Genomic DNA, 23005 nt, shown 5'->3' on the forward strand with positions numbered 1-23005 from the left:
GGCAGCCGTGCTGAAGGCCGGCAGCGGAGACGAAAACTTTAGGGCTTCTTCACCCTAGGACACCCTAGGGCCGCCTAGGGTTTTGCCTGATACCGCGATCCGTGTCGGCTCTCTATCGTGCCGGCCATTCGACTCTGCGCCCTGAGGCCATACCGTGTTCGCCTACCCTGCACTTTGGATTGGAATTGCCACCGGGCTCGCTGGCCTGGCCATCGGCTCGCCCTGGATCGTCGGCGCGGGCAGCGCCATTTGCGTGGCCAGCGCGGTTGCGCTCAGGCCGCGCGCCGCGCGTGCGCTGGCCGGCCCTGAGCCCATGACTGCGCCAACGGTTGCCGTCCCGGCGGTCGAACCCCTGCTCAGCGCCGTGTTGCCAACCTGGGACAAGAACCTGGGTCAGGTTCGCGACATCCAGCAAACCAGCGTGCGCCAGCTGTTCGAACATTTCGCCGGACTTTCGGATCGACTCAGCCAGACGCTGAGCAACTCCGACAATGTGATCGGCGGCGATGGCATGACCAGCAGCCTGCGTCAGGCGCAGAACCGCTTGAACGAAGTGACGTCGGCGTTTCACGCCGCCAGCGGTCGCAAGGCCGAGCTGCTGGGCACCATCTCCGACCTCAACAGCTACGCCAGCGAACTGCAGTCCATGGCCAAGCACGTCCAGGACATTGCCAGCCAGACCAACCTGCTCGCACTCAATGCCGCTATCGAAGCGGCCCGTGCCGGCGACTACGGCCGTGGTTTCTCGGTGGTCGCTGACGAGGTGCGCAAGCTGTCCACCCTGTCGGCCGAGACCGGCCAGCGGATGGGCAACAAGGTCAGCGAGATCAACCAGGCGATCCGCGCCACCGTGACCGCCGCCGACGAGCTGACCACCAGCGAGCGCGACAACCTCAGCTACCTCGACAGCGTCGCCGGTGACGTCATGCAAGGCCTGGGGCAGAGCCTCAACGAGCTTTCGGTCACCTCGCTGCAGCTGCAGCAGGAGACCCGTGTCACCCGCGCGACCATCGAGGAGATCGTCGTTCACCTGCAGTTCCAGGACCGCACCGACCAGATGCTCGATCACCTGCAACACGACATGCAGCGGCTCGACCAGGCCGTGCGTGCCGGCGACGACCGGGTGAACGACCCGCAGCGTTGGCTGCGCGAGCTGCACCAGCACTTCACCACCGACGAGGAGCGTCACGGCAAGGCCCGTAGCAAGAGCTCCGGCGACGACGTGACCTTTTTCTGATTCAACACTCGATTCAACCAGGAGCAACACATGGCCAAGACCATTCTCATCGTCGACGACTCGCTCTCCATGCGCCAGTTGGTGAAGATGACCCTCACCGGTGCGGGCCACCAGGTGATCGAAGCCGTCGATGGCAAGGACGCGCTGACCAAGCTCAACGGGCAGAAGATCAACCTGATCATCAGCGACGTGAACATGCCCAACCTCGATGGCATCGGCCTGGTCAAGGCGGTCAAGGCCAACGCGGCCTACCGCTTCACGCCCATCGTCATGCTCACCACCGAAAGCGAGCAGGGCAAGAAGGCAGAAGGCCAGGCCGCGGGCGCCAAGGCCTGGATCGTCAAGCCGTTCCAGCCGCAGCAACTGCTGACCGCTGTCGACAAGCTGGTCGGCTGACATGCTCGAAATCAACTACGACCGCAGCGTTGAGCCAGCCCGGCTTCGACTGTCCGGCAGCCTGACCATCTACGAGGTGGGCGAGGCGCACACGACCTTGCTCGGCATGCTGGGCAAGACCGATGCGAGCCCCTGTCTGCTCGATCTCGAAGCGCTGGAAGAACTCGACACCGCCGGTGCGCAGCTGTTGCTCGCGACCCAGCGTCATTTCGAGGCCGCTGGCGGCAGCTTGAAGGTGCAGGGCCCGGCCGCCGCGGTGACCGAGGTGCTCGAGCTGTTGCGCCTGGAAACCCTGTACCCCGATGTCCTACTGGCCCATCGCTGAAAGGAAACCGTGATGCTTGATGGCGAACAATGGAGCCAGCTGTTGCTGAGCTTCGTCGACGAGGCCCGCGACCTGGCCAAGCAGGCTGAAGAGTACCTGCTGCAGCTCGACGAATGCCCGACCGACGACGAGGCGATCAACGGGCTGTTCCGTGCGATGCACACGCTCAAAGGCTCGGCGGGGCTGTTTTCGCTCGCGCCGCTGGTGGGCTTCACCCATCACCTGGAAAACCTGCTGATGGCGGTGCGTGACGGCGCCCAGAGCCTGTCGCCGGCACTGATCTCGCTGATGCTGCGCTGCCTGGACGAGATCAGCGCGATGATCGAGCTGATCGACACTGACAAGGGCGAGCTGTTGGTCGACGACAGCCGCCAGCAGCCGCTGCTGGCCGAGCTGGCCAATTGCACGGGTGCTGCGCCCCAGGCGCAGCAGATTCCAGTGGTCATGCTGCCCGAGGACAGCTGCAGCAGCCGTGGACGCCTGGAGCGTTGCAGCACCTGCGACGCCGATGGCGCCTGGCACATTTCGCTGCGCTTTCACGCCGATCTGCTGCGAAACGGCTTCGAACCCAGTTCGTTCGTGCGCTTTCTGAGTCGCCTGGGCGACATCCTGCATCTGCAAACGGTCACCGAATCACTGCCACCACTGGCCGAGCTGCAGCCGGAGAGCTGTTACCTCGGCCTGGAAATCGCGCTGTGCACGCCGGCCGGCAAGGCGGAGATCGAGGAAGTCTTCGAGTTCATCGATGATTTCTGCACCCTGCGGATCCTGCCGCCGACCAGTGAGCTCGAGGATTATCTGCAGTTGATCCACGACCTGCCCGAGGCCGATGCACAGATCGGCCGTATCCTGGTTGCCAGTGGTCTGCTGACCGAGCGCGAGCTCGAAGAAGGGCTGGCCCTGCAGGCTGCCGAAACGGTCGAGGTCAAGCCGCCGCTGGGCACCGTGCTGGTCAACGAAGGCATCGTTGCGCCGCAGGCAGTTAACGCCGCCCTGGCCAAGCAGCAGGTGGCGCGCGAGAAGCGCAGCCAGGAAAGCAGCCAGATCCGTGTGGCGGCCAACAAGCTGGACGAGCTGATCAATCTGGTCGGCGAGCTGGTCATCAGCGCCGCCGGTGCGCAGCTGCGTGCCCGCTCGCATGGCGATGCCAGCTGCATCGAGAGCACCCAGACGGTCAACCAGCACGTCGAGCTGATCCGCGAGGCGGCGTTGAAGCTGCGCATGATCGAGATCGGCGACACCTTCAATCGCTTCCAGCGCGTGGTGCGCGACGTCAGCCAGCAGCTCGGCAAGGATATTCGCCTGGAGATCCGTGGCGCTGACACCGAGCTCGACAAGGCGGTCATCGACAAGCTGGCCGACCCGCTGACGCACCTGGTGCGCAACGCCATCGACCACGGTATCGAGTCGGCCGAGGGCCGTATCGCTGCCGGTAAAACGGTCGAGGGCCATCTGCGCCTGGATGCCTATCACGAGTCGGGGATGATCGTGATCGAAGTCGCCGACGATGGGCGCGGCCTCAACACCGCGCGCATTCGTGAGAAAGCGATCGCTCGCGGTCTGATCGATGCCCAGGCGAATCTGCCCGAGGCCGATATCCAGGCGTTGATCTTTGCCGCCGGGTTCTCCACCGCCGAGAGCGTTTCCGACCTGTCCGGCCGCGGCGTGGGGCTGGATGTGGTGCGCAGCGCCATCGATGCCTTGCGCGGCACCATCGAGATCGATTCAAGAGAGGGGCAGGGCTGCACCTTCCGCATCCGCCTGCCGCTGACGTTGGCGATCATCGACGGGTTCCTCGTCAGCCTCGGCGACGATTACTTCGTGATCCCGCTGGACATGGTGACCGAGTGCCTGGAAATGGATACCGAGCAGCTGAGTTGCGGGGCCTACGGCTACCTCAATCTGCGCGGCAAGCCGTTGCCCTGCCTGTCGCTGGCGGCCCACTTCAACCTGCCGGAAAGCCACGGCAAACGTCGCAACATCGTCGTCGTCAGCCAGGGCCGGCAACAGGCCGGGCTGATCGTCGATCACCTTCACGGTGAACTGCAAACCGTCATCAAGCCGCTCGGGCAGCTGTTCCAGCACCTGCAAGGCATTGGTGGCTCCACCATCCTGGGAACCGGGCAGGTCGCCCTGATCCTGGATATTCCCAGTCTGTTCCGTTACCTGCAAAACCACGTCGACGCGAATCCTGCTGCCCAGCGCATCAGCCAATCCCGCCAGGACCTCGCAGGCCAGTAAGGAGAAACACCCATGAAAATGTTCGGTAACTTCAAGATAGGGGCCCGCCTGATCACCGGCTTCCTGGTGGTAGTGGCGCTCACCGTCGCCGTGGGCCTGTTGGGCATTCGCAACCTTGCCCAGGTCAACGAACTGTCCGACCAGATGTATTCGCGCGACATGATGGCGCTGAACAACATCCAGTCGGCCAATGTGCAGCTGATCTATATCGGTCGCGGCCTGCGTTCGAGCCTGCTGGCGACCAGCCTGGAAGAGCGCGACTTCGCCATCAAGCAGACCCGCGATGCGATCAAGAAGATGTACGAGTACATCGAGATGACCCGCTCGAGCTTCGTGACCCCCGAAGGCATCGCCCAGTTCGAATCGCTCAGTGAGCCGATGGCCACCTATGTGCAGGCCGTCGAGCAGGCCCTCAAGCTGCGGGAGGCTTCCAGTGACGTGCGCCCGGCCGACGAGCTGACCGTCATGCTGCCGAAACTGCGTGAGACCGGAAACAAGGCCGACGATCTGCTGACCGCCCTGGTCGAGCGCAAGGTCGTCAACGCCAAGGAAGCCAACGAGCAGATCACTGGCATCTACCTGGGTTCGCGTACCCAGATGATCGGCCTGGTGATCATCGCCGCCGTGCTTGGCTTCGGCATCGGTATCCTGGTCACCCGCAGCATCACCCGGCCGCTCAACCGTGCCGTATCGGTGGCCGACTCGCTCGCCGCTGGCGACCTGGGCATTCAGGTCGAGGTCGACAGCAAGGACGAAACCGGCCAGCTGCTCAACGCCATGAAGAACATGACCGAGCGCCTGCGCAGCGTCATGGGCGACGTGCGCAGTGCCGCCGACTCCTTGTCTTCGGCGTCCGAAGAAGTCAGTGCCACCTCGCAATCGCTGAGCCAGGCGGCCAGCGAGCAGGCCGCCGGCGTCGAGCAGACCACCGCGTCGGTCGAACAGATGTCCGCCTCGATCGCGCAGAACACCGAAAGCGCGAAGATCACCGACAGCATTGCCGGCAAGGCGGCCAACGATGCCGTGGCTGGCGGCCGTGCGGTGCGTGACATGGTTATCGCCATGAAGCAGATCGCCGACAAGATCGGCATCATTGACGACATCGCCTACCAGACCAACCTGCTGGCGCTCAACGCGGCCATCGAAGCGGCGCGTGCCGGTGACCATGGCAAGGGCTTTGCGGTCGTGGCCGCCGAAGTGCGCAAGCTGGCCGAGCGCAGCCAGGTCGCTGCGCAGGAAATCGGCGGTGTGGCGGGCAGCAGTGTGCAGTTGGCCGAGCAAGCCGGGCGCCTGCTGGACGACATCGTGCCGAACATTCAGAAGACTTCGGACCTGGTGCAGGAAATTACCGCCGCTTCGCAAGAGCAGAGCACCGGCGCCGGCCAGATCAACATCGCCATGGGCCAGATGAACCAGATCACCCAGCAGAACGCCTCGGCGTCCGAGGAGCTGGCTGCCACCTCCGAGGAGATGAACGCCCAGGCCTCGCAGCTGCTGGAGCTGATCAGCTTCTTCCGACTCGATGCGCGTGATGTCGCCGCTCAGAGCCTCGGCCGCCAGCCAGTGGCCAGCGCCAAGCCCAGCAACCGCTCGGTGCGCAGCATCCGCAAACCGACCGTCATGGCCGACGACGGCCAGTTCGTCAGCTTCACGTAAGGGGGCGCAGATGAATCTTCCACAGGTAAGCGGTGCTGCCAGCACCGCTCCGGCTGACATTCAGCACCTGTCGTTCCGGGTGCGCCAGGCACGTTATGCGCTGCCTATCGAACTGGTGCGCGAGATCATCGAGTACGGGCAGATCACCGGTGTGCCGATGATGCCGGCGTGCATCCACGGGGTGATCAACCTGCGCGGCAACGTCGTGCCGGTGCTCGACCTGGCCGCACGCTTCGGTATGGAGCGCACGGTACCGGGCAAGCGGACCTGCATCGTCATCATCGAGCTGGACCTGAATGATTCGCTGCAACGCATCGGCCTGGTGGTCGATGCGGTCGACGCGGTACTGGATATCCAGGGCTCCGATGTCGAACCCGCGCCGGCGTTCGGTGCTGGGATCCGCACGGAGTTCATCGCCGGCATGGCGCGTGACGAACGCGGCTTTACCATCATTCTGGACGTGCGCAAGGTGTTGTCGCTGGACGACATACTGCAGATCAGCCAGGCGATGGCGCAGGCGAGCTGAGCATGCCGACGTCAAGCCTGCCGGTGCTGGGCGAGCAGGAGTTCCGCTTCCTGCAGCAACTGATGGCCGAGGCGTCGGGCATTCATCTGAGCGACAGCAAGCGGCCGCTGGTGGCCGGTCGCCTGATGCGCCGGTTGCGCGCATTGAACCTGAGCAGCTACCGCGACTACCTGGTGTTGCTCAGGGATCCGACCAAGCAGGCCGAGCAGCGGCTGGTGATCGACCTGCTGACCACCAACGAAACCTACTTCTTCCGCGAACCGCAGCATTTTCAGTTCCTCGCCCATTGGCTGGAAGGCCGGCGCGAGCCGCTGCGCCTCTGGAGCGCGGCCTGCTCGTCGGGCGAGGAGCCCTACACCCTGGCCATGGTGCTGGCCGAACATGGCCCGGCGGACTGGTCGATCCTCGGCAGCGACCTCAGCCGCACGGTGTTGGAAAAGGCGCAGGCGGCGATTTACCCGATGGATGAGTCGAGCAATTTCCCGTCTGGCTGGCTCAAGCGTCACTGCCTGCGGGGTATTGGCGATCACGAGGGCGAGTTTCGCCTCGGCCACGGGTTGCGCGAGCGGGTGCGCTTTCGCGAGCTCAATCTGATGCGGCCGTTGCCTGATGATGTCGGCAGCCACGACGTCATCTTCCTGCGCAATGTGCTGATCTATTTCAGTGCCGAGGACAAACGCGCCATCGTGGCCCGCCTGATCGAACGGCTGCGCGCGGGCGGCTTGTTGTTCATCGGCCATGCGGAAAGCCTGCATGGCTTTGGGCTGCCACTGCGCAGCGTGGCGCCCTCGGTCTTTCAGCGCCTATGAACACGCCCCGTTTTCTCATGCCCGGCCAATACCTGTTCGGCCAGCATCCCGAGCCGGTGGTGACGCTGCTCGGCTCATGCGTGGCTGTCGTCCTGTGGCATCCGCGGCGTCAACTGCTTGCCGTGAGCCATTTCGTGGTGCCTGGCGGCGCCTTCGAGCGGGACGACGATACCCGCAGCGGTGAAGCGGTGTTCGCCCGGCTGCAGCAGGACATGGTCCGTCACCGCACCGCGCCCGATGAGTATCGCAAGGGCCTTTATGGCGGCGGGTCCTGCCTGCAGCCGGGCAGGCACAGCAACCTCCAGATCGGCCTCAGGAACATCGCCTTCGCCCGCGAGCGGTTCGCGCGGCTCGGCTGGCACGCCGACGACGAACAGCTTGGTGGTCTGGGTTATCGGCGTTTGACCGCCGACGGTCGGGACGGGCGCCTGGTCTGCCAGTCCTTCACTCCCCCTCAATTGCTGGAAGGCACCGCATGATCAAGGTGTTTATCGTCGATGACTCGGCGCTGGTGCGTCAGGTGCTTTCGGCCTGCCTAAAAAACCACCCGAACATCGAGGTGATCGGGCAAGCCGCCGATCCGCTGTTCGCGCTGGAAAAGATGCAGCGCAACTGGCCCGATGTGCTGGTGCTCGACGTCGAGATGCCGCGCATGGACGGCATCACCTTTCTGCGCAAGTTGATGGCCGAGCGCCCGACGCCGACGATCATCTGCTCGACGCTGACCGAGGCGGGCGCGGCCATCACCCTTGAAGCCTTTGCCGCTGGCGCCGTGGGCGTGTTCACCAAGGCCCGGCTCGGCCTGAAAGACAGCCTGTTGCAGCTCTCCAACGACCTCATCAAGCAGATCCAGCAGGCGGCCGCGACCCGGCCGCGGGTGACCGCTGCACGAAGCACGCCGGCTGTTTCCCCCGCGCGCCCGGCGGAGCCGGCAGCCAGCGCCCTGACCACCACCGACCGGGTGGTGGCGCTGGGTACATCGACCGGCGGTACTCAGGCGCTGGAGCTGGTGCTCAAACAGCTGCGCGTGGATTCGCCGGGCATCGTCATCGTTCAGCACATGCCGGAGAAATTCACCGCCGCCTTCGCTCAGCGTCTCGACAGCCTCTGCCAGATCGAGGTGCGCGAAGCCCGCCATCTGGATCGCGTGCGCTCCGGGCTGGCGCTGGTGGCGCCTGGCGGCAAGCACATGCAGCTCAAACGCAGCGGCGCGCAGTACTTCGTCGAGGTGCTCGACGGGCCGCCGGTCAACCGGCACAAGCCGTCGGTGGACGTGCTGTTTCGCTCCGTCGCCCGTCATGCCGGGCATAACGCCCTAGGGGTGATCATGACCGGCATGGGTGACGACGGCGCCCGCGGCCTGCTGGCCATGCGCGAGGCCGGTGCGCGTACGGTGGCTCAGGACGAAGCCAGCTGTGTCGTGTTTGGAATGCCCAAGGAGGCCTTGCAGGTAGGCGCGGCGCAGTGCACCGAGTCGCTGGAGAACCTGCCGCGGCTGATCACCGACTACGCCCGCGCAGTGCTGGGCTGATCGCCGGCGAGCCGAGGACCGCTTCGGCGCGTGCCTCGGCGTCCGATTCGACATCATCCTGCAGCCTTATGCCGGGGCATTCATTCGTGGCGGTTTGATTGTGAGTGAGGGTGGCCTGGCCGACACTCGCCCGATCGCGTGCAACGCATCCAATCAAAACCGCTGGAGGATATCCGAATGAGTGAAGCCATTCGCTTCGAAGACAAGGTGGTCGTGGTGACGGGCGCCGGTGGTGGCCTCGGCCGCGCCCATGCGCTGGCGTTTGCCCGCCACGGGGCGAAGGTGGTGGTCAACGATCTGGGCGGCAGCGCCCAGGGCGAGGGCGCCAATGCCTCGGCGGCCGATCGCGTGGTCGAGGAGATCCGCCAGGCGGGGGGCACCGCGGTGGCCAACCATGACTCGGTGACCGATGGCGACAAGATCATCCAGCAGGCGCTGGACAGCTTCGGCCGTATCGACGTGGTGGTGAACAACGCCGGCATCCTGCGCGACAAGACCTTTCACAAGATGGAAGACGCGGACTGGGACCTGGTCTATCGCGTACACGTCGAGGGCGCCTACAAGGTGACTCGCGCCGCATGGCCGCACATGCGCGAGCAGGGCTACGGCCGGGTGATCTTCACCGCGTCGACGTCCGGCATCTACGGCAACTTCGGCCAGTCCAACTACGGCATGGCCAAGCTGGGGCTCTACGGCCTGACCCGCACCCTGGCGCTGGAAGGGCGCAAGAACAACATCCTGGTTAACGCCATCGCCCCCACCGGCGGCACGCGCATGACCGAGGGGCTGATCCCGCCGCAGGTGTTCGAACAGCTGAAGCCCGAGCTGGTGAGCCCACTGGTGGTGTTCCTTGCCAGCGAGCAGTGCCAGGAAACCTCCGGCCTGTTCGAAGTGGGTGGTGGCTGGATGGGCAAGGTGCGCTGGGAGCGCAGCCTGGGCGTCGGCTTCGATCCCAAGGCCGGCTTCGATGCCGAAGACGTGGCCGCCAACTGGCAGCAGATCTGCGATTTCGAGAATGCAGCGCATCCGGCCGACAACATCGAAGCGCTCAAGGAAATGATGGCCAACCTGCAGAAACACGCCGGTTGATGCTGCATCCGGGGCGCGAGCGCCGCGCCCTGTTTGCCCGTGGCGCGGCGTCAGGTCGCCGCGCCGGCTGGATCCTCCGGCAACAGGCGCAAGGCCTTGGCACGCGCCTGGGCGAGATCGCGCACGTGATACAGCTGGCCTTCGAGTCGATGAATGCCGGCTCGGCGCAACTTGAGGCGCACCCGCGCGTTGCTTCCGCTGAGAATCAGCGCAACACCCAGCTTGCGGTAGTCGAGCAACAGGTTTTCCAGCGCCGCCAGAGCGGTCATGTCCAGCAGCGGCACACCGCTGATATCGACGATGACGACCCGCACCTGCGGGTTGAAACGGCGCAGCACGCCGAGGGCTTTCTCCGCCGCGCCGAAGAACAGCGGGCCGCGAATGGCATAGGCGGCGACATGCTCGGGCAGGTCCTCCAGCAGGCGATGCTGACGGCGCGACAGTGCGGTGGTGTCGGTCAGCTCGCTCATGCGCTTGATGAACAGCCCGGCAGCCAGCAGCAGGCCCACTCCGACCGCCAGTACCATGTCGAACAGCACCGTCAGGACCAGGCAGGTCAGCAAGACCAGCACATCGCTGCGCGGGGCGATGCGCAGCGTCCGCACCACATGCGGGGCCTCGCTCATGTTCCACGCGACCATGATCAGCAGTGCTGCCAGCGACGCCATCGGCAGGTAGCTGAACAAGGGGGCCAGCCAGAGCACCGCGACCAGAACCACACCCGCATGGATCATCGCGGCCAGTGGCGAGCGCGCACCGGCGCGCACGTTGGTGGCGCTGCGGGCAATCGCCGCGGTGGCGGTGATGCCACCGAACAAGGGCGCCGCCAGGTTGCCGATGCCCTGGCCGAGCAGTTCGGCATTGGGGTCGTGCTGGCTGCCGGTCATGCCGTCGGCAACCACTGCGCAGAGCAGCGACTCGATGGCGCCGAGCATGGCGATGGCGAAGGCGGGCGCGAGCAGCTGGTGGAACAGCTCGAAATTCAGCGTCAACGGCTGGCCATCGGGGCCGGGCAGCTGCCAGGGCCAGGCGAACTCGGGCAAGAACGGTGGGATGCCGGGGTGCGATACGCCGTCGACGCTGTAGCTGAAACGCTCGCCCAGCGTGGCCACGGGCACGCCGGCGTGCTCCAGCGCCACGGCCACCAGCGCACCGACCAACAACGCCACCAGATGCCCCGGGACCTTCGGGACCAGACGCGGCCAGATCACCAGGACGGCAAGGCACAACCCGGCGATCAGCGTATCGCCGGGTTGTATGCCAGGCAGGGCGCTGACCAGCAGGCTCAGCTGTTCGAGATAATGCTGCGGCTGCGCGGAGAGGCTGAGTCCGAACGCGTCCTTGAGTTGCAGGGTCGCGATGACGATCCCAATGCCGGCGGTAAAGCCCAGGGTGACCGGATAAGGCACGAAGGCGATCAGCTTGCCCGCGCGCAGCAGCCCCAGCGCAATGAGGATCAGCCCGGCGAGCATGGTGCACAGCAACAGGCCGCCGAGGCCGAACTGTTGGGTAATCGGCAGCAGGATTACCACGAACGCCGCCGTCGGCCCGGAGACGTTGAAACGCGAACCACCGGTCAGAGCAATCAGCGGCGAAGCCATCAACACCGTATACAGACCATGTTGCGGTGCGACACCCACAGCGATCGCCAGGGCCATGGCCAGTGGAATGGCAATGACGCCAACCGTCAGGCCCGCGACGATGTCGCCGCGCAGTTCAGCGCCGCCGTAGCCCGTTTGCAGGGTATGGTGCCAGGCGGCGAACAGCGGCGGAATCTTCATCCCAGATACTCCTTGTGCGCAAAGCGCCAGTATATGCCCGACCTCCATGGAGAAGGCTGTCCGAGCGCAATATCGAGGGCAAATCGAGGATTTTCGCGTACGACCTTCGTCGCAAGGCCTTCTGGCGCGTTGAGTGCGATGGCCTCGCAGAGTAAACTGCCGCCCCCGTAAGGCCCGTCGGACCGGAGAAACCATGCGTAAAGACAAACAAAAGGTGATCGGTGAAGAAATCAGCGATGACTCGATCAAGTTGTTTCTCGATCCGGAACCGGCCGATGACACGCCGCCGTCGCTGCACAAGCTGATCAAGGCCTATCGCGGTTTGCGGGTGGATGATTTCGAGCGTTTCGTCAGCTTCTTTGTCGAAGCGGGATACGACCTGAACGCCAAGGATGCACAAGGGCGCGATTTCGTGGCGCTGGTAGGCGATCAGCGTCAGGCTGAGCCCTATATCGAACTGATCAAGGCCGCTCGCGGTTGAGTGCCTGGGCCTCGGCAAGGTAACTGCCGAGGCTGTAACACCCGTTGCAACGGCTGCTCGCGCGCACGATCCGGCAGCCACAATCGATTTTCTCGCTGCACGTGCCCCGTTGAGCCCAGGCCTGTCGCCCCGCTCCGGGAAGCTTCGGAGCGAGAGGGAGGAGGCCAAAAGCCGTTCTCCCGACAGCGGGTCGGACTCTTCGGAGGCCGGCCTTCGGGCACAAGCCCGAGCAGCGGCATAGAGACCTCCTCCGTTTCTAGCCGCCTGGCTGGTGGTTCTACACGATCGCGTACTGCGGTCGTGACAGTTTAATGCTGTGATTCTGGAGAACGCGTTGATGACGCAACACGATAGCGAAGCCGTGGATTTGGTGCTGGTGGGAGCTGGCATCATGAGTGCGACTCTGGCTGTACTGCTCAAGGAGCTCGATCCCAACATCAAGCTGGAAATCGTCGAGTTGCAGGAATCCGGGGCCGTTGAAAGCTCGAATCCCTGGAACAATGCCGGAACCGGTCACGCCGGACTGTGCGAGCTGAACTACACCCCGGACAACAAAGACGGCCCGATCGATATCAAGAAAGCCGTCACGATCAACACCCAGTTCGAGGTCTCCAAGCAATTCTGGGCCTACCTGACGGGACGCGAGGGCTTCGGCAGCCCGCGTGATTTCCTCAATGCCGTACCGCATCTGAGCTTCGTCCGTGGCCCGAAGAACATCGATTTCCTCAAGCGCCGCTTCGATGCCCTGATCAAGCATCACGCGTTCGAAGACATGGTCTACACCGAAGACCGCGCCACGATGGAAGAGTGGATGCCGCTGATGATGCCGGGGCGTCCCGTCGACGAGCCGATCGCAGCCACCCGCGCCATGAACGGCACCGACGTCAACTTCGGCGAACTGACCCGACAGATGCTCGTCTACCTCGCCAGCAAGCCGGGCGTGAAGCTGTCGTACTTCCAGAAGGTCACCGGACTCGAGCGCCATGGCAAAGGCTGGCGCGTGGAGATCAAGAACACGCGCGACGGTGCCAACCGCCAGCTCGAAGCCGGTTTCGTCTTCCTGGGCGCTGGCGGAGCGGCGTTGCCGCTGCTGCAGATGTCCAACATCGAAGAAGGCAAGGGCTACGGTGGCTTCCCGGTCAGTGGCCAGTGGTTGCGCTGCGATAACCCGGAGATCGTCAAACAGCATCAGGCCAAGGTCTACAGCCTGGCCGCCGTCGGCGCGCCACCGATGTCCGTCCCGCACCTCGATACCCGCGTGGTCGATGGCAAGAAGTCGCTGCTGTTCGGACCCTATGCCGGCTTCACCACCAAGTTCCTCAAGCACGGCTCGCCGCTGGATCTGCCCATGTCGATCCGTCCGGGCAATCTCAAGCCGATGCTCGCCGTGGCGCGCGACAACATGGACCTGACCCGTTACCTGATCAAGGAAGTGCGGCAGTCTATGGAAGACCGCCTGGAAACCTTGCGCGGCTTCTACCCGGAGGCCAAGGCCGAAGATTGGCGGCTGGAAGTTGCGGGTCAGCGCGTGCAGATCATCAAGCGCGACCCGAAGAAGGGCGGGATCCTGCAATTCGGTACCGAGCTGGTGTCGGCCAAGGACGGTTCCATCGCCGCCCTGCTGGGCGCTTCGCCGGGGGCTTCGGTGACCGTATCGATCATGCTCGATCTGATCGAGCGCTGCTTTCCGGAGCAGGCGAAGAGCGAAGCCTGGAGCCGCAAGCTGGGTGAGATCTTCCCGGCTCGCGAGAAAGTGCTGGAAACCGATGCCGCGGCTTACCGTGAGGTGACCGCCCTGGTCGACAAACGTCTGGGCCTGGCCGACTAAGCCGATTGGCCGATCCGAGCCGCGCCACCCTCAGGGGTCGCGCGGCTTTTTTATGCAGCGCGGTTCGGCAGGCTTGGCTGTGAGGCAGGCGTCAACGGCTGGCCGAGCATAGCGAGGTGGGCTTCGCCAACCTCTACCCAGCGCTCGCCGCGTGGACGCTCGGTGGCGGTCAGCAGCATGCGGCAGTGTTGCTGGTCGTCGAGCAGTGCGTAATGGCGTCGCGCCGGACGTGAAAAAAGCCGGGTCAGCAAGAACATGGGGGCAACTCCTGAAGGGGTCGACCGGTTATCCCACGCCGGGGTTACCGTTCGATGAACGGAACGTTGCCGGTGCCGAAAGGGTCTTTAGTGCGACTGCTGTCAGGCGCTCGCGGTGCTGGTTATACTGCGCGCCATTCATCCCTCATCTGGAGAAAAACAGCATGCTGAAACGCCTGTTGTTCAGCTTCGCCGCGGTGTCGGCACTGGCGCTGGCCGGTTGCGCCCACAGCCCCCAACAGCTCGATCCGAGCCCGAAGATCACCGGCACCATCAACCCGGTCGGACAGGGGCAACCGGTATCGGTGCGGGTGGTCGATGGCCGTCCGTCCACGACCTTGGGCACTCGAGGCGGCCTGTATCCGGAAACCAGCGCGGTGATCGTACCGAAGGAGAAGGTGCTGCCCAAGCTGCAGGCCGAGACCGAAGCCGCAGTTCGCCTGCTCGGCTTCACCCCGTCGCCCAATGCCTATAACGCGCCGCAGCTGACCCTGACCCTGGCCGAGCTGAAGTACCAGTCGCCGAAAGAAGGCCTCTATGTCACGGAAGCGACCATTGGCGCCACGTTCCGCATCGAGGTGCAGAACGGCGGGCGGCGTTACACGGGCCGCTATGGCGCGTCGCTGGACCAGCGGTTCGGTATGGCGCCGAACGAGCAGACCAATACCAAACTGGTCAGCGAGGTATTGAGCGATGCGCTGAGCCGAGTGTTCCGCGACCAGAACATCGGCCAGGTACTGAGCCAGTAATCGCGACGCTTGCACCGCTGGCTGCACAAAAAAAAGCCCGCCTCGCAGCGGGTTTTTTTTGTCATCCAAGAGGCGTGACGTTCTGCATGGAAACAGCATGCCCTGGCGGCCAGGGCGTGCCGTTGTCGGGATCAACGCACGCCGGAGTTGCGCAGCGCCGCCGGGGTGTACTGGTTGGAGTTGGCTTCGTAGTTGTAGACGTACGGGTTCTTTTCCTCGTTCTTCATCCCCATCACCAGGTAGCGACCGGAGACCAGGTCATACAGGGTTTCCATCGCGTAGAGCGGTACCTGTACGTTGAAGAAGTATTCCGAATGCGCCTCGGCTACACGCCACAGCGTGTTACGACCGTCGTAGTGATCGATGACCGCCGCCTGCCAGGTGTCCTCGTCGATGAAGAAATGACGCTTGGCGTAGATGTGCCGTTCGCCAGTCTTGAGGGTCGCTTCGACTTCCCACACACGGTGCAGCTCGTAGCGGGTCAGGTCCTGATTGATATGGCCTGCGCGGATGATGTCGTCGTATTTCAGCTTCGGCGAATCCAGGCGATAGGCGTTGTAGGGGATGTACATCTCCTTCTTGCCCACCAGCTTCCAGTCATAGCGATCCGGTGCGCCGTTGAACATGTCCAGGTTGTCGGAGGTGCGCAGGCCGTCGGCTGCGGTGCCCGGGCCGTCATAGGCGACCTGCGGGGCGCGGCGAACGCGACGCTGGCCGGCGTTATAGATCCACGCCATGCGTGGCTCCTTGACCTGGTCGAGGGTCTCGTGAACCAGCAGGACGTTGCCGGCCAGGCGTGACGGTTCGGTGACTTGCTGTTTGAAGTAGAACAGCACGTTGCCATGCTTCTGCGGATCATAGTCGCGCAGGGTGTCGGTATAGACCACTTCGTCGACGAATTTGACCAGGTTGTAGCTGCCGTTCACCTGGGGGGTCGCCTGGGCCACGACGCGGCGAGCCGAGCCGCCACGGTAGCGTGTGATGTGGTTCCAGATGACTTCCAGGCCGTTCTGGGGAATCGGGAACGCGATGGCGGTATCGAAGTTTTCCAGGCCATTGCCGCCGCCGGTCAGCTGGGTGTGGGTGGCGTTCTTCTTCGCCGCGTCATCGATCCGCTGAGGCACGGCGGCGCTGCGGTGGGTTTCGAAAACCGGCAGACGGTAGGTATCGGGGTAGCGCTTGAGCATGGCGATCTGGCCGGGGCTCAGGTTGTCCTTGTACTGCTCGAAGTTCTGCGCGGTGATGGTGAACTTCGGCTTTTCGTCCGGATACGGATCGTTGACGAAACCTTCTTCGCTGACGCCGGCAGCGTCCTTCGGCAGACCACCGGTCCAGGCCGGGATGGTGCCGGCCGCATTGCCGGCTTTCTCGGCCCCTAGCGGCGTCAGGCTGTCGCCCAGCTTGGCGGCTTCGGACTCCGATACGGCTGCCACGGCTCCGTTGGCCAGCAGTGCGCTTGCCAGCAAAGAGAGTGTGAGTGCCCCCGTCTTCAACGTCATATTGTTCATTGTTAGGTCCTGTTGATACTCGGTAACTGATGCCTGCTCGCAGGTGGCGGCTGCTACGCATGCGGCGAGCGGGCCGTTACTGGCCCGTGGACTCGCCGCAAGGTGTGATGACAAGCGCCGATCGCTCGATTCCGCGGCAGTCCCGCCTGCTCGCTCAAGCCAGGCGCACGCTCTATTTCGGAAGTTCGAGACGATGAGGGTGAAGCTGCGACGGACTATAAGTCAACAAACGAGACGGGGCCTATCTGCATAAATGGCGCAAATACCCGGCAAATTGCCATCTCTCGGGTCGGTATTCGTTTGGTCGGGAAGTGCTGAACCGGCCGTCTCGCCTCGGTAGACTCCGCAGCCACTCGTGCGGCCGTTCCAGGCCGGTGGAATGGCTTATGGAGGTTCGGGTGTTTTTGCAGATCAGCGTTGCGGGACTGGCCAGCCTCTGTCCCTTGCTCAATTCGATGGCGTTGCTGATTGCGCTCGGTGGCGCCTGGTTGCTGCTGGCTACCCGCTGGCGCCAGCAATTGGCGAGTCAGTTGACGGCCGCCCGCCGCGAAGCGAGCGGCGCGCGGGCGAGTTTAACGGCGACTCAGCGCGTGGATCGGTTTTTCTACGGATTCGGCTTCAGCAGCCTGGCGGTTGCCTGGCTGCTGTCCTCGTTCACTCGGCTGATCTGAATGACGACAGCCGCCGGCTGGCGCTTATAGGCTCAAGCCCGCCTTCAGCCGGTGCTGGTTGCGCACGGGGGTGGCGTACTGCTGGATCAGGTAGGGCTGCTGCACGCTCGGGCAGGCGGCCAGGCGCTTGCTCCATTCGGCTTCGGCGCGTGCAATCTCTTCCTGACTGAACAATTCGGTGAGTTCGGGAATCGGCAGTGCCGGGTCGCGACCGTCCCAGATCCGGTAGGCCAGGTAATTGACCGGAAACAGTCGGTAGTCGCCGAGAATCTGTTGGTCGATCTCGACGGCCAGCTGCTTGGGGTCGTCCGGAACCTCGCTGATCGGCGTGCCGAAGCTGACGTGCACGCGCCCCTTATAACCGGTGATCCCCAGCGCGATGCTGGTGTCATCTTCCCCGGGTGCCTTGATGTAGCTGCCAGTCGTGGCGCGGATGTAGAGCTCGCGCGCCTTGGCCTGGTCACAGGGGTCGTATTCGTAGCTGATCGAGACCGGGGTTGGCCGCAGTGCGGCCAGGGCCTGGGCGAACGGCTCGTCTTTGCGGCTCATGTGCAGCATTTTCAGGATCGCCGAGTCGGTGCGATCGTCGCCGTCCTTGGCGCGGCCTTCGGCCTGAGCTATCCAGATCGACTCCCCATCCTTGAGAATGGAGTGGTTGATGTAGGCGGACAGCAGCTGATAGGCCGCCAGTTTCTCCCGTCTGCCGGTCACCGAGCGGCGCACGATGAAGCTCTTGTTCAGCCGCATCAGGTCGCTGACGAAGGGGCGCTGCAGCAGGTTGTCGCCGATGGCGATGCGCGGTGTGCGCATTCTGGCCTGATACAGCGCATAGTTGACGAAGGCCGGATCCATGACGATATCGCGGTGGTTGGCCAGGAAAAGATAGGGGCAACCTTGCTGCAGCTTGTCCAGCCCGGAATAGGTGATGCCGTCGGTGGCGCGCTCGATGGTGCGGTCCAGGTACATCTCGATCCGCGCTTGCAGCGTGTCGACCGAATGGATACTGGCGAACTCGCGACGCAGACGTTGCGCTATAAGAGGTTTAAGCATCCAGCCCATTGGGCCGGCCAGCCGTGGAAAGCGAAAATGCGCCAGAATGTCGAGGAATTCCCGGTCGGCGAACAGGCGCGCCATGACAGCAGGGACTTCATTGTCGGCATAGGGTCGGATGGCTTCGAATTCGTCCATCATGCTCTCTGTAAGGGAAACAACTGAATAACCCCGGTCGTTGGGGGTGAAGATGAGGCCGTCGAATTCGGCGCGGTCACGCGCTGGCATAGTCATCGAACGCAGGGCTGACCTGATTCGATCATCCGCAGCGCGGGTCTCGCCTATGCTTCGAACGACGCCATTCCGGACGGGTAGCGTTCGCCGGAAAGTCAAAGGACTCAGATGGGCGATTATAGCGGCAAGTCACGTGGGAGACGCTGATGCTGGAGTCACAGGACTATCAATGCCCTTATTGCGGTGAGGGGGTCGAGGCGCTGCTCGATCTGAGCGGTGGTGATCAACGCTACATCGAAGACTGCCCGGTCTGCTGTCGCCCCATCGTTTTCGATCTGCAAACCGACGGTGTCGACTGGCAGCTCGCGGTGTTGAGGGAGGACGAGTAGATGCAGCGCATTTACGAGCCGCGCGATCTGCTCGAGGCGGAAATGCTACGTGGCATGCTGGCCGCAGAGGGTATCGAGGCGTACCTCACGGGGCGCCATCTGATCGGCGCCGTGGGCGAGCTGCCGGCCGCCGGTCTGCTCGGGCTGATGGTCGCCGACGAGCAGGCCGAGCGCGCACGTGAGCTGATCGCTGAGTACAATGGCGCCGAACCTTTGCCCGGTGACGAACCTGAAAGCTATCCGGGCGAGCTCATCTGCTGACACCCGCGGATGAGACCTGCCGCTGACGTCGATGGGCGTCTCCTTCGATCCGCCGTTGATGAGTTTTGCCCATGTGTGGCCGCTATGCCTTGTTTCGCTGGAGCCCGGCGTTCGCCGCGATATCCGGATTTCCTGCTGACCAGCAACCGCACTGGAGCCTGGCGCCCGGTGCGACGGTATTGCTGCTGCGACAGCTCGACGACCAACTGCAGCTCAGCAGCGTGCGTTGGGGACTGACCCCTGCCTGGCTTACCGATTTCAGCTGCACACCGGCCCAGGCGCGTGCCGAAACGCTCGCCGAGCAGCCGATGTTTCGCGATGCCTTTCGCTTGCGCCGCGGCGTCTTGCCTGCCAACGGCTTCTACGAGTGGCGGGGCAGCGCGCGCAAGCGGCCGTACTGGATGACCGGCGCGGACTCCTTGATGTACTTCGCCGCGCTCTGGGAGGCCTATCCCGTTCAGGGGCATACCTATCTCAGCGCGGCGGTGGTGACCGTGCCGGCGGCGAACCAGCGCCGTCCCCTGCTACTCGATCAGGCAGCGATGACGGCCTGGCTTGATCCGCAGACACCGGTGGAGGCGGTACAGGCGCTGCTGACCGCGCCGCAGCCGGGGCTGCGTGAAAGGCCGCTGGCGACCCTGGTCAACGATCCCAAGCTGGATGCGCCGCAATGCCTGACGCCAGCGAACTAGGCGCCGATCGCACACTCGCATGATCTTGGACCCTCGCCGGTTGCCCGGCGCGCGGGCTCGCTCTAGCATACGGCGCAGCATTCATGGGAGACGCGACATGTTCAAGCCGCATTCATTAGCGCTTCTGCTGACGGCCTCCGCGCTGGTTGGCTGTCAGGCGGTCAATACCACCAGTGGCGGCGCAGTCGGGGTCGACCGCAAGCAATATATGTTCAGCATGCTGTCGACCGAGCAGGTCAATCAGATGTACGCCCAGTCTTATCAACAGACCCTCAGCGAGGCGTCCAAGAAGGGTGTTCTGGAAAAGAGCAGCGCCGTGAGCAAGCGCGTCAACGCCGTTGCCCAGCGGCTGATCGCCGAAGTGCCGGCGTTTCGCCCGGATGCGGCGCAGTGGAACTGGGAGGTCAACGTGATCGACAGCCCGGAACTGAACGCCAACTGTGGTCCGGGCGGCAAGATCATTTTCTATACGGGGCTGATCGAGAAGCTGAAACTGACCGATGATGAGATCGCCGCGGTGATGGGGCATGAGATTGCCCACGCCCTGCGTGAGCATGGCCGCGAGGCCATGTCGAAGGCCTACGGCGTACAGATGGCGACGCAGATCGGCTCGGCCTTCGGCGTCGGAGACGGCAGTCTGCAGCTGGCCAACATGGGGGTGGAGTATCTGATGACGCTGCCCAACAGCCGCAGCAACGAGAACGAGGCGGATCTGATCGGGCTGGAGCTGGCTGCCCGTGCCGGCTACAACCCGAACGCGGCGATCAGTCTTTGGGAGAAGATGGCAGCGGCTGGCAGTTCGGCGCCGCCGGAGTTTCTCAGCACCCACCCTTCATCGAGCAGTCGTACGAAGGCGCTGCAGGCCGCCATTCCCAAGGTGATGCCGCTGTATCAGAAGAACCGTTGAGGTCGAATGGTGCCGTCGCCCGGCTCAGGTCGGCGGCAGCGTGACTGGCATGGGGGTGTCCATCCCCATCTGCTTGCGGGCGCTTTCGAGGTCGAACAGCGTATTGATTTCTTCGATGTCGCCGCCCGGGTTGAGCGTCCAGATCGACATCGCGGCGACGGTGAGGATCTTGCCGGTCGGCGGATGACCGAATGCCGTTTTCACCAGGGTGCCGAACAGCGTACTCGAGGTCACCACGCGGTTGCCGTCGCTGAGGCATTCGTCCACGACCACTTCCAGGTCCGGCATTGCCTGGCGAATTTCCCTCACGATCAGGCCGAAGCCGGCACTGTTGACCGGTTGCGCGATGAACGAACTCTTGTAACTGAAATACCGGCTCTGCAGCTGTTCGGCCAGCGCCAGTCGTCCCTTGCTCCAGCTCAGGTCGATGTGCTGCCGAACCCGCCGTTTTCGTTCATCCGGTGACATGCCGCCTGCTCCCCTCGAGTGCCGCCAGAATGCGGTGGAACGCGCACTCTAGCAGTACCGCGAAAGCGGCAATTTGCGCTGTGTATCAGACTGGAAGCGTGCCACTCAGGTGCAGCGCCTGGTAGACGGCATACAGCGCGAGGGCGGCGAAGCCGATCGCGGCGATCCGACGAATCAGCGTGAGTGGCATCCGGTCGGCGGCGAAATTGCCGGCCAGTACGACCGGTACGTTGGCGATCAGCATGCCCAGGGTCGTGCCGACGATGACCAGGATGAAGTCTGGATATTGCGCGGCGAGCATGACGGTGGCGACTTGGGTCTTGTCACCCATCTCGGCGAGGAAAAAGGCGATCAAGGTCGCGACGAAAGGGCCGAAACGGCGGCCGCGCGACGCCTCGTCTTCCTCGAGCTTGTCGGGGACCAGCGTCCACAATGCCACGGCGGCGAACGAGGCGGCGAGAATCCAGCTCAGCACGCTGGGCGAGACCAGCGACGACACCCAGTTGCCCACGGCACCGGCGGCCGCGTGATTGGCCAGCGTGGCGACGACGATGCCCCAGATGATCGGCAGCGGACGTCGATAGCGGGCCGCCAGCAGCAAGGCAAGCAGCTGCGTCTTGTCGCCGATTTCAGCCAGCGCAACGATCAGGGTGGGGATGTAGAACGATTCCAAAACGACTTCCTTGCAGGGGCGGGTCGACAAAATCACCATGACACGCACTGCCTGCCCGCCCCGGGTCAGGTGTACGTGTCACAGGTCTTGTCAAACCGAGCGCGAGCCGGCGAGGCCGGTTGCGCGGGTCGCATGCACCATGGTCTGTGGACCAAGTATGTTGATGCACGCCGGGCGAGCAGAGTGCTCGCCGGAGACTACTCCCCCAGGACGGCGGCGAGTGTGCCCAAGCCTGGCGCATTGTGCAAGGGTGGGCGGCGAGCGATCAGCTGCGTTGTGCGCGGTAGATGCGAAAGCCCTCAGCGTGGACGAGCGTTTCGCAGGTGCCCAGGTGGGCCTCGATCAGCGGCGGATACCGGAGGAAGGCGTTGGCCACCAGGCGCAGTTCGCCGCCCGGTCGCAGATGACTGGCGGCGCGCTGCAGCAAGGTCTCGCTGGCTTCGTAGTGGGTATGCACACCTTGATGAAACGGCGGGTTGCTGATGATCGCCGCGCAGTCGTCCGGCGCCGCGTCGATGCCATCCCCCGCGATGACCTGCGCATCCAGGCCATTGGCTGCCAGGGTCATGCGGCTGCTTTCGACGGCAAATGCATCGACGTCCAGCAGCACCACTTCGCTGGCGCGATAGCGGCGTTTCAGCGATGCGCCGATGATCCCGGCGCCACAGCCGAAGTCCAGCAGCCGGCCGTCTGGCAACCCGTCGAGCTGGTCGAGCAGCAGGGCGGTTCCGCGGTCGAGCCGGCCGTGACTGAACACACCGGGCAGGCTGACGACCTGCAGCGGACCGTCAGCCAGCGGCAACTCGAAATGCTGCGCCAAGGCATGCAGTGCGGGGGCGGGTGGGGCGTTCGTCACGCTGACCTGCCACAGCTGGCAGTGGCGCGCGCTGTCGAGTTTGCGCGGCTCGCCAACGCCTGCCAGTTGCCGGGCAGCGCGCTCGACCCCGGCGCGTTTCTCCCCAACCAGATACAGCGGGCGGCCCGGCAGCCTGGCTGCCAGTGCATTCAACAGATAATCGGTGAGCTCTCGCGACTTCGGCAGGAACAGCACAGCGGAATCGAACGCTGCCGCGGGCGGCTCGACGCCGAATGCACAGCGCCCGGCGAAGCGGCTCTGCAACCGCTGGTGCTCGCCGGCGTGCCAGCTCCAGCCGCGGGCAGCGGGCAGTTGGCCGAGCAGATCGTCGGCCGGCAAGCCGGCCAGCAGCACATCACCGCCGAAGAGTTCGGCCTGTCGCAGCAGTACTTCGCTTCGCGGATCCATGATGCCTCCGGACAAAAGCTGGCGAGCTTAGCAGTCGGAGGT

General features: G+C 64.1%; 25 protein-coding genes and 1 riboswitch. Of the genes, 18 read left to right on the top strand and 7 right to left on the bottom strand.

Going from position 1 to position 23005, the window contains the following annotated elements:
* The first annotated feature begins 154 nt into the window (after positions 1–154).
* The 10 genes from KVO92_RS15410 to KVO92_RS15455 all read left to right on the top strand — a co-directional run bounded on the left by KVO92_RS15410 (position 155) and on the right by KVO92_RS15455 (position 9810).
* On the top strand, positions 155–1237 hold the full coding sequence (locus KVO92_RS15410; RefSeq protein WP_217476428.1) for a methyl-accepting chemotaxis protein: 1083 nt from the start codon (positions 155–157) through the stop codon (positions 1235–1237).
* 30 nt (positions 1238–1267) lie between these two features.
* Positions 1268–1633, top strand: coding sequence for a response regulator (locus tag KVO92_RS15415; protein ID WP_021205875.1), 366 nt, complete (start codon positions 1268–1270; stop codon positions 1631–1633).
* 1 nt (position 1634) lies between these two features.
* Positions 1635–1958 (top strand): STAS domain-containing protein, encoded by a 324-nt coding sequence (locus KVO92_RS15420; RefSeq protein ID WP_217476429.1) that lies wholly within the window; start codon positions 1635–1637, stop codon positions 1956–1958.
* A 12-nt stretch (positions 1959–1970) separates the two neighbouring features.
* Entirely contained in the window at positions 1971–4199 is a 2229-nt protein-coding gene (locus tag KVO92_RS15425; protein WP_217476430.1) for a chemotaxis protein CheA, read from the top strand.
* A gap of 12 nt (positions 4200–4211) precedes the next feature.
* On the top strand, positions 4212–5855 hold the full coding sequence (locus tag KVO92_RS15430) for a methyl-accepting chemotaxis protein (RefSeq protein WP_217476431.1): 1644 nt from the start codon (positions 4212–4214) through the stop codon (positions 5853–5855).
* A gap of 10 nt (positions 5856–5865) precedes the next feature.
* Entirely contained in the window at positions 5866–6381 is a 516-nt protein-coding gene (locus KVO92_RS15435; RefSeq protein WP_217476432.1) for a chemotaxis protein CheW, read from the top strand.
* Between the two features lie 2 nt (positions 6382–6383).
* Positions 6384–7190 (top strand): CheR family methyltransferase, encoded by an 807-nt coding sequence (locus tag KVO92_RS15440; protein ID WP_217476433.1) that lies wholly within the window; start codon positions 6384–6386, stop codon positions 7188–7190.
* A gap of 17 nt (positions 7191–7207) precedes the next feature.
* Positions 7208–7669 (top strand): chemotaxis protein CheD, encoded by a 462-nt coding sequence (locus KVO92_RS15445; protein WP_254621448.1) that lies wholly within the window; start codon positions 7208–7210, stop codon positions 7667–7669.
* Positions 7666–8721 carry a protein-glutamate methylesterase/protein-glutamine glutaminase gene (locus KVO92_RS15450; RefSeq protein ID WP_217476435.1) on the top strand — a complete coding sequence of 352 codons (1056 nt, stop codon included), beginning with the start codon at positions 7666–7668 and terminating at the stop codon, positions 8719–8721. Before KVO92_RS15445 ends, KVO92_RS15450 begins: the two co-directional genes overlap by 4 nt.
* A 177-nt stretch (positions 8722–8898) precedes the next feature.
* Positions 8899–9810 (top strand): SDR family oxidoreductase, encoded by a 912-nt coding sequence (locus KVO92_RS15455; RefSeq protein ID WP_217476436.1) that lies wholly within the window; start codon positions 8899–8901, stop codon positions 9808–9810.
* A gap of 50 nt (positions 9811–9860) precedes the next feature.
* On the opposite strand, the gene dauA is transcribed toward KVO92_RS15455, so the two are convergent.
* Positions 9861–11591 (bottom strand): C4-dicarboxylic acid transporter DauA, encoded by a 1731-nt coding sequence (dauA, locus tag KVO92_RS15460; RefSeq protein WP_217476437.1) that lies wholly within the window; start codon positions 11589–11591, stop codon positions 9861–9863.
* A 193-nt stretch (positions 11592–11784) separates the two neighbouring features.
* Between dauA and KVO92_RS15465 the strand changes: the two genes are divergently transcribed.
* Together KVO92_RS15465 and mqo are read left to right on the top strand one after the other, a co-directional pair.
* Positions 11785–12072, top strand: coding sequence for a PA4642 family protein (locus tag KVO92_RS15465; protein WP_217476438.1), 288 nt, complete (start codon positions 11785–11787; stop codon positions 12070–12072).
* Between the two features lie 316 nt (positions 12073–12388).
* Positions 12389–13900, top strand: coding sequence for a malate dehydrogenase (quinone) (gene mqo / locus KVO92_RS15470; RefSeq protein ID WP_217476439.1), 1512 nt, complete (start codon positions 12389–12391; stop codon positions 13898–13900).
* Positions 13901–13950: 50 nt separating this feature from the next.
* Here mqo and KVO92_RS15475 read toward each other — a convergent pair whose 3' ends face one another.
* On the bottom strand, positions 13951–14157 hold the full coding sequence (locus KVO92_RS15475) for a hypothetical protein (protein WP_217476440.1): 207 nt from the start codon (positions 14155–14157) through the stop codon (positions 13951–13953).
* Between the two features lie 164 nt (positions 14158–14321).
* On the opposite strand from KVO92_RS15475, the gene KVO92_RS15480 reads away from it, so the two are divergent.
* The gene (locus KVO92_RS15480; RefSeq protein ID WP_217476441.1) at positions 14322–14906 is read left to right on the top strand and encodes a YajG family lipoprotein; all 585 of its coding nucleotides are present in this window, start codon (positions 14322–14324) and stop codon (positions 14904–14906) included.
* Positions 14907–15037: 131 nt separating this feature from the next.
* Here KVO92_RS15480 and KVO92_RS15485 read toward each other — a convergent pair whose 3' ends face one another.
* Complete coding sequence (locus KVO92_RS15485; RefSeq protein WP_254621450.1) at positions 15038–16414, bottom strand: DUF1329 domain-containing protein; 1377 nt, start codon at positions 16412–16414, stop codon at positions 15038–15040.
* A 398-nt stretch (positions 16415–16812) separates the two neighbouring features.
* Between KVO92_RS15485 and KVO92_RS15490 the strand changes: the two genes are divergently transcribed.
* A complete protein-coding gene (locus KVO92_RS15490) occupies positions 16813–17085 on the top strand; it encodes a hypothetical protein (protein ID WP_336512643.1) in 273 nt (90 codons plus the stop codon).
* Between the two features lie 24 nt (positions 17086–17109).
* Here KVO92_RS15490 and KVO92_RS15495 read toward each other — a convergent pair whose 3' ends face one another.
* The gene (locus tag KVO92_RS15495) at positions 17110–18273 is read right to left on the bottom strand and encodes a 1-acyl-sn-glycerol-3-phosphate acyltransferase (protein WP_217476443.1); all 1164 of its coding nucleotides are present in this window, start codon (positions 18271–18273) and stop codon (positions 17110–17112) included.
* Between the two features lie 242 nt (positions 18274–18515).
* Here KVO92_RS15495 and KVO92_RS15500 point away from each other — a divergent pair, with 242 nt between their 5' ends.
* From KVO92_RS15500 to KVO92_RS15515, 4 genes are all read left to right on the top strand, one after another.
* Entirely contained in the window at positions 18516–18698 is a 183-nt protein-coding gene (locus KVO92_RS15500) for a CPXCG motif-containing cysteine-rich protein (protein ID WP_217476444.1), read from the top strand.
* The gene (locus tag KVO92_RS15505; RefSeq protein WP_217476445.1) at positions 18699–18959 is read left to right on the top strand and encodes a DUF2007 domain-containing protein; all 261 of its coding nucleotides are present in this window, start codon (positions 18699–18701) and stop codon (positions 18957–18959) included.
* A gap of 71 nt (positions 18960–19030) precedes the next feature.
* On the top strand, positions 19031–19651 hold the full coding sequence (locus KVO92_RS15510; protein WP_217476446.1) for an SOS response-associated peptidase: 621 nt from the start codon (positions 19031–19033) through the stop codon (positions 19649–19651).
* A 97-nt stretch (positions 19652–19748) separates the two neighbouring features.
* Positions 19749–20558, top strand: coding sequence for a M48 family metallopeptidase (locus tag KVO92_RS15515; protein WP_217476447.1), 810 nt, complete (start codon positions 19749–19751; stop codon positions 20556–20558).
* A gap of 24 nt (positions 20559–20582) precedes the next feature.
* Here the strand turns inward: KVO92_RS15515 and KVO92_RS15520 are convergent, their stop codons facing one another.
* The 3 genes from KVO92_RS15520 to KVO92_RS15530 form a co-directional block, all read right to left on the bottom strand.
* Positions 20583–21026 carry an ester cyclase gene (locus tag KVO92_RS15520; protein WP_217476448.1) on the bottom strand — a complete coding sequence of 148 codons (444 nt, stop codon included), beginning with the start codon at positions 21024–21026 and terminating at the stop codon, positions 20583–20585.
* Positions 21027–21111: 85 nt separating this feature from the next.
* Positions 21112–21699, bottom strand: a complete 588-nt coding sequence (locus KVO92_RS15525; protein ID WP_217476449.1) for a TMEM165/GDT1 family protein — start codon at positions 21697–21699, stop codon at positions 21112–21114.
* Between the two features lie 12 nt (positions 21700–21711).
* A riboswitch (yybP-ykoY riboswitch) is annotated at positions 21712–21917 on the bottom strand.
* A 47-nt stretch (positions 21918–21964) separates the two neighbouring features.
* Positions 21965–22963, bottom strand: a complete 999-nt coding sequence (locus tag KVO92_RS15530; RefSeq protein ID WP_217476450.1) for a class I SAM-dependent methyltransferase — start codon at positions 22961–22963, stop codon at positions 21965–21967.
* Positions 22964–23005 lie beyond the last annotated feature (42 nt).

Source organism: Stutzerimonas stutzeri (genome assembly GCF_019090095.1).
GTDB lineage: Bacteria > Pseudomonadota > Gammaproteobacteria > Pseudomonadales > Pseudomonadaceae > Stutzerimonas > Stutzerimonas stutzeri_AN.

What these genes read in the sequence shown, in the direction of transcription:
- KVO92_RS15435 (WP_217476432.1), top strand. Translation starts at nt 5,866, where the DNA reads ATGAATCTTCCACAGGTAAGCGGTGCTGCCAGCACCGCTCCGGCTGAC.
- KVO92_RS15515 (WP_217476447.1), top strand. Translation starts at nt 19,749, where the DNA reads ATGTTCAAGCCGCATTCATTAGCGCTTCTGCTGACGGCCTCCGCGCTG.
- dauA (WP_217476437.1), bottom strand. Translation starts at nt 11,591, where the DNA reads ATGAAGATTCCGCCGCTGTTCGCCGCCTGGCACCATACCCTGCAAACG.
- KVO92_RS15505 (WP_217476445.1), top strand. Translation starts at nt 18,699, where the DNA reads ATGCAGCGCATTTACGAGCCGCGCGATCTGCTCGAGGCGGAAATGCTA.
- KVO92_RS15430 (WP_217476431.1), top strand. Translation starts at nt 4,212, where the DNA reads ATGAAAATGTTCGGTAACTTCAAGATAGGGGCCCGCCTGATCACCGGC.
- KVO92_RS15465 (WP_217476438.1), top strand. Translation starts at nt 11,785, where the DNA reads ATGCGTAAAGACAAACAAAAGGTGATCGGTGAAGAAATCAGCGATGAC.
- KVO92_RS15530 (WP_217476450.1), bottom strand. Translation starts at nt 22,963, where the DNA reads ATGGATCCGCGAAGCGAAGTACTGCTGCGACAGGCCGAACTCTTCGGC.
- KVO92_RS15445 (WP_254621448.1), top strand. Translation starts at nt 7,208, where the DNA reads ATGCCCGGCCAATACCTGTTCGGCCAGCATCCCGAGCCGGTGGTGACG.
- KVO92_RS15480 (WP_217476441.1), top strand. Translation starts at nt 14,322, where the DNA reads ATGCTGAAACGCCTGTTGTTCAGCTTCGCCGCGGTGTCGGCACTGGCG.
- KVO92_RS15440 (WP_217476433.1), top strand. Translation starts at nt 6,384, where the DNA reads ATGCCGACGTCAAGCCTGCCGGTGCTGGGCGAGCAGGAGTTCCGCTTC.
- KVO92_RS15520 (WP_217476448.1), bottom strand. Translation starts at nt 21,026, where the DNA reads ATGTCACCGGATGAACGAAAACGGCGGGTTCGGCAGCACATCGACCTG.
- KVO92_RS15450 (WP_217476435.1), top strand. Translation starts at nt 7,666, where the DNA reads ATGATCAAGGTGTTTATCGTCGATGACTCGGCGCTGGTGCGTCAGGTG.
- KVO92_RS15485 (WP_254621450.1), bottom strand. Translation starts at nt 16,414, where the DNA reads ATGAACAATATGACGTTGAAGACGGGGGCACTCACACTCTCTTTGCTG.
- KVO92_RS15415 (WP_021205875.1), top strand. Translation starts at nt 1,268, where the DNA reads ATGGCCAAGACCATTCTCATCGTCGACGACTCGCTCTCCATGCGCCAG.
- KVO92_RS15495 (WP_217476443.1), bottom strand. Translation starts at nt 18,273, where the DNA reads ATGGACGAATTCGAAGCCATCCGACCCTATGCCGACAATGAAGTCCCT.
- KVO92_RS15475 (WP_217476440.1), bottom strand. Translation starts at nt 14,157, where the DNA reads ATGTTCTTGCTGACCCGGCTTTTTTCACGTCCGGCGCGACGCCATTAC.
- KVO92_RS15455 (WP_217476436.1), top strand. Translation starts at nt 8,899, where the DNA reads ATGAGTGAAGCCATTCGCTTCGAAGACAAGGTGGTCGTGGTGACGGGC.
- KVO92_RS15425 (WP_217476430.1), top strand. Translation starts at nt 1,971, where the DNA reads ATGCTTGATGGCGAACAATGGAGCCAGCTGTTGCTGAGCTTCGTCGAC.
- KVO92_RS15510 (WP_217476446.1), top strand. Translation starts at nt 19,031, where the DNA reads ATGTGTGGCCGCTATGCCTTGTTTCGCTGGAGCCCGGCGTTCGCCGCG.
- KVO92_RS15500 (WP_217476444.1), top strand. Translation starts at nt 18,516, where the DNA reads ATGCTGGAGTCACAGGACTATCAATGCCCTTATTGCGGTGAGGGGGTC.
- KVO92_RS15420 (WP_217476429.1), top strand. Translation starts at nt 1,635, where the DNA reads ATGCTCGAAATCAACTACGACCGCAGCGTTGAGCCAGCCCGGCTTCGA.